General features: G+C 58.4%; 10 protein-coding genes. 9 read left to right on the top strand and 1 reads right to left on the bottom strand.

Annotation, left to right across the window (positions count from 1 at the left end; all coding sequences use genetic code 11):
* The first annotated feature begins 38 nt into the window (after positions 1-38).
* The 7 genes from imuA to AYM40_RS35130 all read left to right on the top strand — a co-directional run bounded on the left by imuA (position 39) and on the right by AYM40_RS35130 (position 11,271).
* The gene (gene imuA, locus AYM40_RS39625) at positions 39-746 is read left to right on the top strand and encodes a translesion DNA synthesis-associated protein ImuA (protein ID WP_082855473.1); all 708 of its coding nucleotides are present in this window, start codon (positions 39-41) and stop codon (positions 744-746) included.
* Positions 676-2,145 carry a Y-family DNA polymerase gene (locus tag AYM40_RS35155; RefSeq protein ID WP_148662400.1) on the top strand — a complete coding sequence of 490 codons (1,470 nt, stop codon included), beginning with the start codon at positions 676-678 and terminating at the stop codon, positions 2,143-2,145. The genes imuA and AYM40_RS35155 overlap by 71 nt, the downstream gene beginning before the upstream one ends.
* Before the next feature lie 7 nt (positions 2,146-2,152).
* Positions 2,153-5,302, top strand: a complete 3,150-nt coding sequence (locus tag AYM40_RS35150; RefSeq protein ID WP_063500513.1) for an error-prone DNA polymerase — start codon at positions 2,153-2,155, stop codon at positions 5,300-5,302.
* Positions 5,303-5,565: 263 nt separating this feature from the next.
* A complete protein-coding gene (locus AYM40_RS35145; RefSeq protein WP_063500512.1) occupies positions 5,566-7,077 on the top strand; it encodes a hypothetical protein in 1,512 nt (503 codons plus the stop codon).
* A gap of 114 nt (positions 7,078-7,191) precedes the next feature.
* Positions 7,192-8,019, top strand: coding sequence for a hypothetical protein (locus AYM40_RS35140; RefSeq protein ID WP_063500511.1), 828 nt, complete (start codon positions 7,192-7,194; stop codon positions 8,017-8,019).
* A gap of 2 nt (positions 8,020-8,021) precedes the next feature.
* On the top strand, positions 8,022-9,860 hold the full coding sequence (locus tag AYM40_RS35135; RefSeq protein WP_063500510.1) for an ATP-dependent nuclease: 1,839 nt from the start codon (positions 8,022-8,024) through the stop codon (positions 9,858-9,860).
* Entirely contained in the window at positions 9,853-11,271 is a 1,419-nt protein-coding gene (locus AYM40_RS35130) for a UvrD-helicase domain-containing protein (RefSeq protein WP_063500509.1), read from the top strand. The genes AYM40_RS35135 and AYM40_RS35130 overlap by 8 nt, the downstream gene beginning before the upstream one ends.
* A 229-nt stretch (positions 11,272-11,500) precedes the next feature.
* On the opposite strand, the gene AYM40_RS35125 is transcribed toward AYM40_RS35130, so the two are convergent.
* Positions 11,501-11,725: a hypothetical protein gene (locus AYM40_RS35125; protein WP_063500908.1), complete on the bottom strand. Its 225-nt coding sequence runs from the start codon at positions 11,723-11,725 to the stop codon at positions 11,501-11,503.
* Positions 11,726-12,114: 389 nt separating this feature from the next.
* Here AYM40_RS35125 and AYM40_RS35120 point away from each other — a divergent pair, with 389 nt between their 5' ends.
* A complete protein-coding gene (locus AYM40_RS35120; protein ID WP_063500508.1) occupies positions 12,115-13,953 on the top strand; it encodes a type I restriction-modification system subunit M in 1,839 nt (612 codons plus the stop codon).
* Positions 13,950-15,323 carry a restriction endonuclease subunit S gene (locus AYM40_RS35115; protein WP_063500507.1) on the top strand — a complete coding sequence of 458 codons (1,374 nt, stop codon included), beginning with the start codon at positions 13,950-13,952 and terminating at the stop codon, positions 15,321-15,323. Before AYM40_RS35120 ends, AYM40_RS35115 begins: the two co-directional genes overlap by 4 nt.
* The last annotated feature ends 13 nt before the right edge of the window (positions 15,324-15,336 follow it).

Raw genomic sequence — 15,336 nt, 5'->3', positions numbered from 1 at the left:
TACGATACTGTATAAATATACAGGTTTTTCGATGCCACATGTCTACCGCTAGCGTTACTGCCGAAGAGATACACCCGTCCTTGTGGCGGGCGTCGCAGCTTGCGCGCGGCCGTGGGCGGGTTGTTGATACCGGCTACCCGGCGCTTTCAGCCGAGCTGCCGGGTGGTGGTTGGCCGGTCGGGGCGCTGATAGACCTTTTGGTGCAACAAGCCGGCATGGGCGAGCTTAGGCTTCTGCGTCCCGCGTTGAGTGCGGCGGGCAACCGGCCGGTGGCCTTCGTGCAGCCGCCGCATACGCCGGACGGTCTTGGGCTGAGCTACATCGGCCTCTCCATTGACCAGGTTCTACGCGTGAACGCGAAGACAACGGCCGACGCACTCTGGTCTGCTGAACAGATTCTGCGGGCGGGAAGTTGTAGTGCGTTGGTTTTCTGGACGCAGTATGCGCAAGCGTCATCGCTTCGACGTTTGCACCTTGCCGCGCAATCATCCGAGACGCTGTTCATCATGGTGAGGCCGCTGGCTGCAGCGCAGGATTCTTCACCGGCACTTTTGCGGTTGGCGTTACGACCGTCATCCGACGGCTTGACCGTCGATATCGTGAAACGACGAGGCCCCTCTCGCGCAGAGCCTTTGTCAATTCCTCTTCAACCAACTCCTGTTCTGCTTTCCCGACATGCGCGTCTTCCTCGCCGTTCACTTGCCGAAGTTGCCGCTCGAAGTATTCCGACCGCGTTGGTCGCCTGAGCCGGCTCAGGGCAGTGCTGTGCTTGAGAAGGACAAAGTTGTCATTGCCGACCTTGCGGCGCGCGCGGCTGGCGTCCGCCTCGGCATGAAGCGTGGTGGAGTGCTCACTCTGTCGCCCGAGACGGAGATGCATGAGCGCGATGTAGGTCGGGAAGCTGCGGCACAGCGGGAGGTCGGCATCTCCCTGATGCGGTTCTCGCCCGAAGTCGCGTTGCTTGACGAAGCGGTGGTCGTGGTCGAAGTTGGCGCGAGTCTGCGGCTTTTCGGCGGCCTGCGTGCGCTCTGCCGCGAAGCCAAGGCAGTACTCGTGACATTGGGCCTCAGCGCGCGCATCAGCGCTGCGCCCACCGGACAAGGCGCATGGCTACTGGCGAAGTTTGGGAACCGTAGGGTGCTGAAGCTGGCTTCACTCGAGCAGCGGCTGTCTCAACTCCCCATGATTTCTGTTCCTGAAGTTCGCCCATTCGCCGATTGGTTCTTCGGTCTCGGCTGCGAATCCATCGCTGACGTACGCCGTTTGCCCCGCGCAGGCCTGCAGCGTCGTTGCGGGGAACACCTGCTCGATTCACTTGACCGTGCGTTCGGGACAGCCCCGGAACTTTTCGACTGGCTTGAGTTGCCGCCGACCTTTTCTGCACGCATTGAGATGCCTGACCGGCTTGAGCATGCCGACGGCGCCGTTTTTGGCGCGCATCGACTGATTGTGCAACTGTGCGGATGGCTTTGCGCGAAGCAACTGGCAGTCACAGCGATAAATCTCCAGCTGGAACACGAACGCGGGCGCGACGCCATCGGGCCGACGACAATTGACATTGCGCTAGGTGAGCCGACGTGGCGGGAGGAACACCTGGTCCGGCTGTTGAAAGAGCGGCTTCATCGTATCGAGCTGACTGCGCCCGTTATCGCATTGCGGCTTGATGCATCCAGGGTTGAATCCGCAGCGCTGGCCTCCGACACACTGTTTCCAGAGCCGGGCGGCTCCAAAGAAGACCATGCACGGCTGCTGGAGCTACTCGTCGCACGACTTGGCGAAGAGAACGTCCTTCGGCCCGCACCGACAGCCGACCACCGACCTGAGGTTGCAAACCGCTGGGTTCCAGTGGCGCACAAGGCGAAACAGGAAGAGCTTCCTGAGGGCCTTCCGAGGCCGACCTGGATGCTGGATAACCCGGTGCGCCTCCTGATGCGTCAGCACAGGCCGTTCTACGGCTCGCCATTACGCATGGTATCGCCCGGTGAGCGCATTGAAGCTGGCTGGTTCGATGGCGAACTTGTAACGCGCGATTATTACGTTGCTCAAGCGGAAGACACAAGCTTCTATTGGATATATCGTGAACGCGTAAGCAGCCGCGACGCTGAGGAAGAACAGCGTTGGTTTTTACATGGTCTCTTCGGATGAAGTGCCCATGGACACAACCTTCAACATCTTGCCGGCGTATGCCGAGCTATTCTGCTTTTCGAATTTCACATTCCTGCATGGAGCATCGCATGCGGAGGAGCTGTCCGGGAGAGCCGCGCAGCTAGGATACTCTGCGCTCGCAGTGACCGACGAATGCTCGCTAGCCGGAGTTGTTCGAGCGCACGTTGCTGCAAAGGAAGCGAAGCTGCCCTTTATCGTCGGTTCGTATTTCCGCCTTGTGAACGCCGACGGCTCACCGGCATTCGCTCTGATTCTGCTCGCGAAAAACCGCGAGGGATACGGTAATCTATCCGAGCTGATTACGCTCGCTCGGACGCGCGCGCCGAAGGGCGAATACCGGCTCACGCCCCAGGACATCTCGCGGCCCGACACGGAAAACCGGCACCTGCGTGGCATGCCAGACTGCCTCGCGATTCTCGTTCCGGACTTTCCTGCGAAAGAAGACGCCCTTGCCGCGCAGGTCGAGTGGCTCGATGATACGTTCACGGGACGGGCCTGGGTCGGTCTTGTGCTGCATCAGCGCGCAATGGACGACATCCATCGGGGAGCGGTCGAATTCGTCGCTCGCAATCAGGATGTGCCGGTTGTCGCGCTAGGCCACGTCGTCATGCATGTGCGTTCACGAAAGCCGTTGCAAGACACAATGACAGCCATTCGCGTGGGCAGGCCAGTCCATGAGTGTGGCTACGACCTGGCGCCCAATGCCGAACAGCATCTGCGCTCCAGATTGCGCCTCGCGAACCTTTATCCGGGCGAGGCGCTCGCGGCGACGGTGGATATCGCGAGCCGGTGCACGTTTTCGCTCGATGAGCTGCGCTATGAGTATCCGGACGAACTGGTTCCCATCGGCTTCACGCCAGCGGCCTACCTTCGGCAGGAAACGTACGTCGGCGCACAGCGACGCTTTCCATCAGGTATACCGCACAACGTACAAGGGCAGATTGAGCACGAGCTTGAGCTTATAGCAGAGCTTCAATACGAGCCGTACTTTCTCACCGTCTACGACATCGTGCGCTTCGCACGTAGCCAGCATATCCTCTGTCAGGGGCGTGGCTCGGCCGCAAATTCAGCAGTCTGCTACTGCCTGGGCATCACCGAGGTGGACCCGGCGCGAGGGAACATGTTGTTCGAACGCTTCATCAGCAAGGAGCGTGGAGAACCACCTGACATCGATGTTGACTTTGAGCATCAGCGTCGCGAAGAAGTCATCCAGTACATCTATCGGAAGTACGGGCGTGACCGAGCTGCTATCGCCGCCGCCGTGTCAACCTATCGTCCACGCGGTGCACTCCGTGAAACCGGCAAGGCGTTGGGCGTGGACCCTCAGATAGTTGACGCGGTAGCGAAGTCGCATCACTGGTTCGATAACAGTCAGGACCTTTTGAAGCGTTTCGCGGAGTCGGGCCTCAATCCTGAAACTCCACTCATTCAGGCGTGGGCCAGACTCGCCTCGCAGCTGCTCAACTTTCCACGTCACCTGTCGCAGCACTCGGGCGGCTTTGTTATCAGTCGAGGGAAGCTGACGAGACTGGTGCCGGTCGAGAACGCTGCCATGGTGGACAGGTCAGTCATCGAATGGGATAAGGACGACCTTGAGGCATTAGGGCTTCTGAAAATCGATGTGCTTGCGCTCGGCATGCTGTCGGCTATCCGCCGGGCGTTGGACATCGTGTCAGAGCAGCGGGGCGAGCGATTCGAGATGCAGGACATACCGCCCGAAGACCCACAGACATACGAGATGATTTCGGCGGCAGACACGGTCGGCGTTTTTCAGATTGAATCGCGCGCGCAGATGTCGATGCTGCCGAGACTGCGGCCGAAGACCTTCTATGACCTCGTCATCGAAGTTGCCATCGTCCGCCCGGGACCAATTCAAGGTGGCGCCGTCCACCCGTATCTGCAGCGCCGTCAGGGATTTGAACCCGTGACCTATCCGAGCGAGGCGCTTGAGACTGCATTGGGCCGCACGCTAGGCGTGCCGATTTTCCAGGAACAGGTAATGCAAGTTGCCATTTTGGCGGCGGGCTTTACCGCCGGAGAGGCCGACCAGCTACGTCGCGCAATGGCGGCATGGAAAAGGAAAGGTGGGCTCCAGAGGTACTACGACCGCATCGTCAACGGCATGCTTGAGCGCGGCTACGACAAGTCGTTTGCGGACGGTATCTTCCAGCAGATACTGGGCTTCGGCGAGTACGGGTTTCCGGAGAGTCATGCGGCTAGCTTTGCACTGCTCGTGTACGCGAGCAGTTGGCTCAAGCGTCACGAGCCCGAAGCGTTTCTGGCGGCAATGCTGAATAGCCAGCCGATGGGTTTCTACTCGCCTTCACAGTTGGTGCAGGACGCAAAGCGCCACGGCGTGATGGTGCTGCCGGTAGACGTAACTATCAGTGGCTGGGACTCGTCGCTCGAGCCAATCGACGGCGTGCGGAAACCTTCCGTCAGGCTCGGATTATCGTTGCTCCGAGGTATGCGCGATGGGGCCGCAGAACGTATCGAGAACGCACGAGCCGTGCGTCAGTTCATGACCGTCTCCGACCTCGCGCGGCGGGCGCAGCTGGACCGTCACGACCTGCAGGTGCTTGCCGCAGCGAACGCATTGTCATCGCTTGCAGGCAATCGGCGCGAAGCGCTGTGGCAGTCGGTCGCAGCCGTGCCGGACAAAGACATGCTCTCGGTCGCGAAAATTGAAGACGAAACACCGGAGCTGGGTGCGCCCTCCGAAGCGGACGACATCGTTGAGGACTATCGGTCGATGGGGCTGACACTGGGACGGCACCCGCTGGAACTGTTGCGGCCACAATTGCTAGCCAACAAACTGATGCCGGCCTCAACGCTGCAGACTTATCGGAACGGCCGGTTGGCGCGCGGATGCGGCATCGTCACGGTGCGTCAACGTCCGGAGACAGCGAAGGGTGTCATCTTCATCACAATTGAAGACGAAACCGGAAATGTCAACGTCATCATTTGGCCCAAAGTGATGGAGCAGCAGCGCAAGGAGGTTCTCGGCGCGTCGTTACTCGGAGTGCTGGGCGTATGGCAGTGTGAAGGTGAGGTGCGACATCTCGTGGCACAACGTCTCATTGACATGTCGCATCTGCTCAGCGAGCTGCCGTCAATGAGCCGTAATTTTCATTGATGGTGTAATCCTCGGTCTAAGGGGGTCGCCCACGCTTCCTCTATCCGGTTGAGGTGCTTGACAAACGACCGAAATCTTGCTTATTCTGAAAAAAGGCAGGGACTCCCTGCCCGGGTAAGTTGGCACCCGTCACGCGCACGCAACGCATCAGGCAAAGCCAGACCGCCTCCCCCCACATTGAGTGTTGACTCCTTAACCAGGAGGGCGCTCAGGTAACGCGTGCCGCCTGACCACGAAAGCCCTCCATTGGTCGAGGACGTCTCATGTCTGACTTTGCCATCCCTTCTGTGGCTGAACAGGCCGCTACTCTCCACTCGTTTGTGGGTCGTTCCAACTTCTCTCTTGATTCCGCACGTGCAATCGTAGAGGCGCTCGTTGATGTGCATGAATCGCAACTGCCGTTAGCGCTTCGCCAACGTTTGCAACTGCAGCGGGTAAAGCTCGGGCACATGCAGGCTTTGCAGGTTGCCGCCAAGCTCCGTGGGCGTCGCGGCATGAACGACCCTAAGGAGCCGCCTGCGTTCGGCCTTCAATTTGCCGCCGTCGGTCACGATGGCGTAGAAACGAAGTTCACGCAGTTCGACGATGCTGCTCGCGCTTTTGTGAGCAACGTATCGGCGTTCGCGTCGCACCTTCGCCAGCCTTTCACGGCTACGCTGACCCGCAATGCCCAAGCCGTGATGTGCACGTTCGGCGAATTGATGCAGCCCGGATACGCCATTGCACTGTTGATGCTCGCCGACGAAAGCCGCGTGTCGGAGTGGATTGAGGGCATGCCAACCTTTCTCGAGTCGTTGCGCCGCACCGTTGAGGAGGCTGGGAGCCCGGGCGTCCTGGTCGGATACGCGTGCGCGCAGTACGGTACCGTCGGTCGCAAGAACTGTGGTCAGCTTGAGTTGTGGCGCGGCGGTCTGCGCGTTGCCGCTGGACACGAACTTGAGGCCTATTCCGCACTGCTCGAACGTTGGACGCCCGCGCAGCTCGCGCAAGCTGTCGCGGACATTTCGTCGATTCGCATTGGCAGTGAATCGGTGGCAGTAGTGTATGTCCTTCGTGAAACGGAATATCCGATGCGCGTCTCGAACCTTACGTCCTTGCATCCTGCTACGGAATCCCTTCTCAAGCGGGCGCAGCGTTTTGCAAAGCGCGGCCTCATGCAATCGATGGTCAAGCCTGCCGCCGCAATTCGCTATCCGGCAGGTAGCGGGCTGCCTGAATCCGTGGTGCTTAACGATGAGGTCCTTGACCGCCTGCTCGCCGATAGGGAGCTGTCCAGGGGCGTCTTGGCTGAAAAACTCGAGGTCGACGCAGACGAGCTGCCGGACCCTGTGCCTATCGGACTGTTCGTCAAGGTAGCGACGTTCCTCGATGTTACTGACTACAACGTACTGGTTGGCAACATCCCACGGGAGGCGTGGGTCGATGCGCAATCGCCCGAGGTTCTTCAGGGGCTGCTCGATGCGACGGACACGGTGAGCTTCGCGTTGTCGTCGAAGCTCAGCGCCGGAGACCGTGAGATGGTCAACGCAGCCGCAGAAGACCTCGCGGCCTCACGCTGGGCGGAACAGCAGAATCGTGCCGGTGTCATTCAGGGGCTGGACGGCGCGGTCCACTCCGTTGATGCCGAGGAGTTCCTGGCCCAATTGCAGAGCGTGGATTGCCTGGTGCGTGCCGGCGTGAAGCCCTTCTTTACGCCTGTACCCGACTATGAGGTCCCGGCCATCGGAAAGCGCCTTGTCATTGCCGTGCTGCCGACTGCCCCCGTTGCGTCGTAGGGTGGGGTGCTCGTCGAACGCCCGCTTCTGCGGGCGTTTTCTTCAGCTCGTTTTTGAAGACATGTTCAGTAGTCACTGCACCCTTAGACGCGTGAATTCCCGAAGGAGACGACCATGTGGTGTGAAACATTGAGTGAACGCGAGGGACAGGCGATGCAGAAGGTATTGCCTGAACTGAACGAGGTTCAATGGGCCAAGCCACTTGCCGAACGTATTGACCGTGACGGAGGGCTCAAGAGCGAGAACATGCCATTACTGTTTGAGGCGAGATTCGCTCACGGTCTGTATCTGCAAGGGTTGACGCCCGAATACGAATATCGCGGAGGGGTCGGGGAGACAGTCATCGACTTCCGAGTGCCCGGAAATACGGACTGGTTGTTCGAACTTACAAGTATCCGCCCGAGCGAGGCGGTCAAGCGAGCTACGCTTGATAGAGGTCCGTTCATCTCAAGATTCCTACAGTCGCCGCGCATGGCAAACAACGCAGGACAAAACGAGGAGAGTGAAGAAGGCGAAATATTACTGGCCCAGCAAAAAATCGGAGAGAAGGTTTTCAACGGTGACCAAGTCGTGAAATTTCCGGAACCCGACGGACGGATTCACATCATCGTCGTCGACATGCGGGCGTTTCTGGACGGCGGCGACCAATGGGACTATAGGCAAATTGCCTACGGCCCAAACGGGGTGCCGCAAGAACTCGTGCACTGCTGGCTACACAGAGGTCAGTGGCAGCCAATTCGCGGGCTATTCGAGCCCGAGTGCCCGGGAAGAGCTGCACCGCACGTACGGCAACGCATTCACTTCTTGGCGTTTGTGGCCGAAAAAACGTATGAACCCGGAGAAATCTTTAAACAAATTCTTCTTTTGCCCAATCCGGCATTACTAAGTAACGACGATGTAAAAGCCCTTGCCCCGCAATGTCCGGTCAAATATGGCGCATAAACTTGACCTTGAAAGGCACGACGCACGGCCCGTTCTTCGCCGGTAGTTCCCCGGCATATGGCAGTATTCAAACCGAAAGACAATCGGGCGTTCGCTCGTATATCGACCATCCGGGGATATCGCCAGTGCATATCGAATACTTGTGGGTAAATCATTTCCGAGGCATTGAAAGTCTCTGCTGGCGACCGGCGCGGGGCATCAACTGCTTGATTGGTCCCGGGGACAGCGCGAAGACAACCATCCTTGATGCATTGGAACTTCTGTTCGCTGAGCGCCAGAACGCGACCTTCGATGACCTCGACTTCTACGACACCGACACCTCGAAGGCGATTTCGATAAGTGCAGTCTTGTCTGGGCTTCCCGCCGAGTTCCTGCGCGACGACCGCTACGGCCTGTTGCTGTCGGGATGGAATGCGGCGACCGGACAGTGGACTCCTGAACCGGCGGAACATCTCGAAGTCAAGCCAGTACTAATCCTGCAGCTTGACGTCGATAGCACGCTCGAGCCGTCGTGGTCAATCTACGTTTCGCGCAACGGTATCGTGGACAAGTCCCGGCGTTTGAGCTTTTCGGACCGTAAGGCAATGGCTCCGGCAAGGCTCGGCGCATACGCTGACCGACATCTCTCTTGGGGACGTGGGTCGTCTCTTCAACGGGTCGGCTCGCACCCGGAACAGCTACCAGCGACGCTCAACGGCCTGCTACGCTCAGCACGCGATAGCTTTGCAACGGGTAGTGCCACGGCGTTCTCCGATTTAGTGAACGCTATCGCACCCGCCATCGCCAAGCTAGGCGTTAGTGTCCAGAGCGGACTGGTCGCGAATCTCGACCACACCAGCTTCTCGATGAATGCGAGCGGCGTGGCCTTACATGATGGAAATGTGCCGATGCGTTGCATGGGAACGGGTTCGTCTCGTCTGGCGGTGGCTGCACTGCAGAGCGCTGAATCCGCCGGTAGACAGTTCCTGCTCGTCGACGAACTCGAGTACGGCTTGGAGCCCCATCGCATTTCACTTCTTGTCAGCCATTTGCGTCAGCGCGTCGCCAGCAGCGGGCAGGCGTTCATCACAACTCATTCGACGGTGGTTCTGCGCGAAGTACGCTTTGACGAAGTGTTTGTCTGTCGACGGAACCCCAATGACGGCACCGTGAAAATTGCTCCAGCAGCGACGGCTACTACGCCAGTCCTAGATGCGAAGCGGTACGTTCGCGATAAGGGGGAGGCGTTGCTCGGTAAGACGGTGCTGGTTTGCGAGGGGCAAACGGAAATCGGGTTGCTGAAAGGTTTCGCCGAGGGAACGAGTAGAAATATTCAGGCAAGCGGTGTCGTTCTCGTAGATGGCGGCGGTGACCCGGCGGTGTTCGCCGTCGCACTGCACTTCGCCAGGATGGGCTACCGCACGGCGGTGCTTACGGACAGTGACCGGCCGATGGACAAGAACACGTTCGAGGAGCTTCAAGCAGGCGGCGTTCCTCATTTCGCATGGGGGCTTTCGCGCTGTACTGAAGAGGAACTGTTCTGTGGATTACCCGTCGATTTGCTGGGCGACTTGCTTTCGTTGATTGCCGAAAGTATTACCCATTCCCGGTTGCTGCAGGAGCTTTCGCGATTGGCTCAAATCACATTCAACAACCTTGACGAAGTCAAGCCGTACCTTTCAAACCCGGGGTTCGTGCAGGCGATAGGAATCCAGGCGAACAGGTCGAAGTGGATTAAGAACCACTTCGACCTTTGCTTCGAAATCGGTTCGAAGATTCTGTCTATGGCCGACCTGCTGGGCGATGGCAGCCTCGACGGCTATCTGCAACTGCTCACCAACTGGTTGACGGCCAATGATTGAGGTCGCCGTCGGGAAAATGCTGGCAACGCGAAAGGGAGCCATCGAGGCTCCTGCTGGTACGGGAAAGACCGAACAGATTGCCCTTGTAGCTGGCACGCTTACGGGGCGCTGGCTCGTGCTCACGCATACGGTCGCGGGCGTTGACGCAATCCGGAAGCGACTGAAGAAGTACTCAGTGCCTGACGTAAAGGCCCATGTCGAAACGATATCAGCGTGGTCTTACCGTTGGGCGCGCGCATTTCCCGAGAATTCGCATCTATCAGCTCAATGGACGGCAAAGGAAAACGATTGGTCGACAGTTCAGCGTGCTGCCGCAGACCTCGTCGAGAGCGGTGCGGTCCAGAGCGTCCTGGCCGCGTCTTACGATGGCGTGCTGGTTGATGAGTATCAGGATTGCGCAGAGTCGCAGCATCGACTGATATGCGCACTAAGCCGGATGATGCGCTGCTATGTGTTCGGCGACCCGTTGCAGGCCATATTCGGCTTCACCCGAACCGACCGCGTCGTCGACTGGCACACGCGCACACTTCCTGAATTTCCCCTGGCCGGGCGGCTCGCGACTCCGCACCGCTGGAATGCCGTTGACAACGGAGAGCTGGGCGCGTGGCTGCTGTCAGCGCGACCAGGAATTCAGGCAGGCAAGATTGACCTAACCAATGTGCCGCAGTCCGTTGAGTGGGTGCAGTGCGAGGCTGGGCAGCCGGTCACTGATTTGGGCAAGTTCTGTTTCGTTCGTTCACAACAGCCCGGACAGACGATGGCGGTACTCGATTCCAGTTTCGACGCAGTACGGCGCGCAAAGCTGGCGAAAACCATTGGCGGCACAACCGTCGAACCCGTATCTGGAAGATGCGAGCGGGACTTCTACGATTCCGTGCGAAACACCGGAGGTATCGAGCGTGTGGCGGCCGTCCTTGATTTTGCAAGCTCGGCATTCGCTGGTGCCGCTGCCGCATCCAAGAGGAAACGCGTCGAAAGTCTGTTGGCAAATCCGGGGCGCCAGCGAATTCCAGCTTCTCCTGCCGAGATTGCCCTTTGCGCGATGGCGCGAGATACATCCTTCCGGCATGTAGTCGATGCGTTACAGTGCATCGAACACGAAGGAGGTGTTACGGTCACCCGTCCTGAACTCGTTTACGGGATTAAGGCCTCTTTACGTCTGTGCGTAGAGAATCCCGGTCTCTCACTTGAAGATGCGACATGGCAAGTTGCCAATACACGGCGCGAACGCGGTCGAATCGTGCGAAACCGGTCCGTCGGAAGCACGTTGCTTGTGAAGGGACTAGAATTCGACCACGTTGTTATTACGCCGGATGCGTGCCGGACGAAGCTCGAATGGTATGTCGCGTTGACACGGGCGACCCGGTCCGTGCGAGTGCTCGCGCCACAGAAGTCATTCACTGTCGGCTAATTAGCCACCTGCACGAAAATTTGTTTCGCGGGACTACAGTTGACGCGCCACGCCAAGTCGCGAATCCTCATTGGAAGAGTGCGCCGAGACAAACGGCGCGCTGCAAACCGTTATTGGTTTGTTCAGAGGTTTAGAGGACGAAATCACCGGCGTCTTCGGAAGGTCGGCGGTCCTCTCACTTACGCTATGGCCGCATAGCACGGCTCGTCTGGGCAAACTTCTGTTATGCCTAGCCGTCGCTGTCGACCCAGGCTCGCGCCCACGCGAGCCCGGCCTGCTGTGCTTGCTCGTCGATATCGAAATAGCCAAGCACGCCAGACGCTTCAACAACTTTGTTGTTTTGCGTGATAGTCCCGCTCGCCGCATATCGCTCCCGCTGCAGGATATCTTCTTGCTGCAAGATGGCACGGCCCCACGCGTTGTAGCCTCTGTAGCTCTCTGACTCACTACGCATCCCCGGCAGCCACCGCCATCGGTTCAATTGCACCGCATAGGCCGCACAGCAGAGCGATGCATGGTCCCTGTGACGGCAGCTTGGGTTGGCATCGACCATTCGGACCGTCGAATCTGCGGCATTCGGCGCCCCAGTGGGCCGATGATTCTCATAGTCGTTTCCGGCACTCTCATTGGCCCGCTTGTTCTGACGAGATTGGCACGCCTCCAAATTGTCGTGACTGGTCAAACCCTGCTCGTGTCTGCAGGCGAGATTCCAGGCCTCGATTTGCTGGGCTCGGAGGTAAAATCTCGGACATTTCATGCCGTTAACTGCGGTAACGCCAAATCACCGTTCGACTCGGGCGGCCGACCTACCAACAAGTGGTAGCAGGTATAGGTATCAAAAAAATGAACCATCAGGCCCTATCTTCTTTCATCTGGTCTGTAGCCGACTTGCTACGTGGCGATTACAAGCAATCTGAATACGGACGCGTCATTCTGCCGTTCACCGTACTGCGACGTCTCGATTGCGTGCTTGAGCCGACGAAGGCGGCAGTACTGGCTGAATTTGACGCAAAGACGAAGGCGGGACTGAACCCGGACCCGTTCCTCACGCGCAAAGCCGGACAGTCGTTCTACAACACCTCACCGCTTGACCTCGTGAAGCTGCTGGGTGACCAGGACCATATCCGGCAGAACCTGTATACATACATCCAGGCATTTTCGCCCGCCGCGCGGGACATCTTCGAACGTTTCGACTTTTACACCCAGGTGGAACGACTCGCGAAAGCCAACCTGCTGTACTTGGTCACGGAGAAGTTTGCAAACATCGACCTGCACCCTGCTGTCGTAGATAACACGCAGATGGGTCTAGTCTTCGAGGAACTCATCCGGAAGTTTGCGGAAATCTCGAACGAAACGGCCGGGGAGCATTTCACCCCGCGCGAAGTCATCCGGCTGATGGTCAACCTGCTGTTCATTGAAGATGACGACGTCCTGACTTCCGGCAACGCCGTGGTCCGGACCATCTACGACCCGACAGCGGGCACGGGTGGCATGCTCTCGGTAGCGGGCGAGTATCTGCTTGAACACAATTCGGACGCGCGGCTCACCATGTTTGGGCAGGAGCTGAATGACGAGTCGTACGCCATCTGTAAGGCGGACATGCTCATCAAGGGGCAGGATGTCGCCAACATCATTGTCGGCAACACGCTCTCGGACGACGGTCACAGCGGACGCAAGTTTGACTACATGCTCTCCAATCCGCCGTTCGGCGTGGAGTGGAAAAAGGTCGAAAAGGTGGTGCGCAAGGAGCACGAAGAAAAAGGCTTTGATGGCCGCTTCGGCCCCGGCCTGCCGCGTGTGTCCGACGGCTCCATGCTGTTTTTGATGCACCTGCTCTCAAAGATGCGTCCGGCGAAGGAAGGCGGCAGTCGCTTCGGCATCGTGCTGAACGGGTCGCCGCTCTTTACTGGTGGTGCTGGCTCGGGCGAATCCGAAATCCGCCGCTACGTGCTGGAGAACGACCTTGTGGAAGCCATCATCGGGTTGCCAACTGACATGTTCTACAACACCGGCATCGCGACATACGTGTGGGTTCTGTCGAACAAGAAGCCGCAGAACCGCAAGGGTAACGTGCAGCTTATCGATGCGTCCAGCTTTTGGCAGAAGATGCGCAAGAGTTTGGGCAGCAAGCGCAAGGAGATGTCGGACGAGCAAATCGCGACTGTTACCCGGCTCTTCGGAGATTTCGTTGAGGCTGAACTGGCAACGGTGCTGGATGCAGAGGGCAAAGAGCTTTCCCGCTGGGTCGTGCCTGCTGGCGGGCGTGCACCGGAAGCACCCACTGACGGCAAGGTAAAGTCAGTACCCATTTCGCGGGTATTCAGGAACGAAGACTTCGGCTACACCACCATTACCGTCGAACGACCGCTACGCGACGAGAATGGTAAGGTGCTGCTTGGCCTGAAGGGCAAGCAGAAAGGTAAGCCGCAGCCGGACAGCGCGCTGCGCGATACCGAGAACGTACCGCTCTCCGAGGACATTGCCGCCTACTTCAAAAGGGAAACTCTGCCTCACGCGTTGGACGCGTGGATTGACGAGGAAAAGAGCAAGATAGGCTACGAGATTCCTTTCAACCGCCATTTCTATGTATTTGAGCCGCCGCGCGACCTACATACGATTGACGAAGAACTGAAAGCGGTGTCGGCCAACATCATGAAGATGCTTGAGGAGCTGGCGGAATGAGCTTGCCGCGCTATCGGGAATACAAGGACAGCAGGTTCGATTGGATAGGAGAGGTGCCCATACATTGGAGCGTCGCGGCCGCTGGGCACCGCTACGAGGTGCTTTTGGGCAAAATGCTCGACGAGAAGCGCATCACCGGTGACCACTTAGCTCCGTACCTCCGCAACGCAGATGTTCAGTGGGACCGCATCAATGTTGAAAACCTTCCTCAAATGGACTTCTCGGGAAGTGACCTCGCTCGCTACGCCTTAACTCCGGGGGATTTGCTTGTATGCGAAGGTGGAGAAGTCGGCCGCGCAGCAATTTGGCGCGGCGACGTTGACGAGTGCTATTACCAAAAAGCCTTGCATAGGCTGCGCTGCCGGGATGCCGCCAAGGACTTGCCGCGCTTCATGTTTTATCTCTTGCGAGCCGCGTCATCGCTCAATGTCTTCACTGCCTCCGAAGGCAAGTCGACCATTGCACATCTCACGGCAGAAGCGCTTCGCAGCTATCGATTCGCTTTCCCAACGTTTCCGGAGCAGCAACATATCGTCGGCTTCCTCGACCACGAGACCGGCAAGATTGACGCGCTGATTGCCGAACAGGAAATGCTCCTTGCCCTGCTGGCAGAAAAGCGCCAGGCGACCATCTCGCACGCGGTTACCCGTGGCCTCAATCCGGAAGCGCCGATGAAGGATTCCGGCGTGGGTTGGCTAGGGAAAGTGCCGGCGCATTGGGAAGTCTCAAGAGTAAAGCGCATCATCTGGTCAATCGAGCAGGGCTGGAGTCCGCAGTGCGAGAATTATCCAGTTGAGGGACCTCATGAATGGGGCGTACTCAAGGTGGGTTGCGTTAACGGCGGCATATTTAACTCTTCCGAAAACAAGAAGCTTCCACCTGAGTTGGAGCCCATTGTCGAGTACTCTTTGCGCAAAGGGGATTTGCTAATTTCTCGCGCCAATACCCGGGAACTTGTTGGAAGTGCAGCCGTTGTACCCGAAGATTTCGAAAATCTGCTGTTGTGTGACAAGCTGTACCGCTTGCGAGTGGAGGCAGACATGTGCCGTCCAGACTTCTTGTCTGCGTATCTTGCCATCCGCGCAACTAGGGCTCAAATCGAACTGGATGCGACGGGAGCAAGCAGCTCGATGCTCAATATCGGCCAATCGGTGATTCTCGAACTCCTTGTTCCTCTGCCGGACGTTTCCGAACAGGCGGCCATTATGAGTTTTGTCTCCATCGAAACTTCGAAGCTCGACACGCTCAAAACCGAAGCCGAACGAGCCATCGACCTGCTCAAAGAACGCCGCAGCGCCTTGATTGCCGCAGCCGTCACCGGAAAAATCGACGTGCGCCAGCAGCCATTTGCGCTAGAGGCCGCAGCGTGAACGACAGTGGCTC

This window comes from Paraburkholderia phytofirmans OLGA172, from assembly GCF_001634365.1.
GTDB lineage: Bacteria > Pseudomonadota > Gammaproteobacteria > Burkholderiales > Burkholderiaceae > Paraburkholderia.
This window is presented reverse-complemented; position numbering and strand designations above follow the sequence as displayed.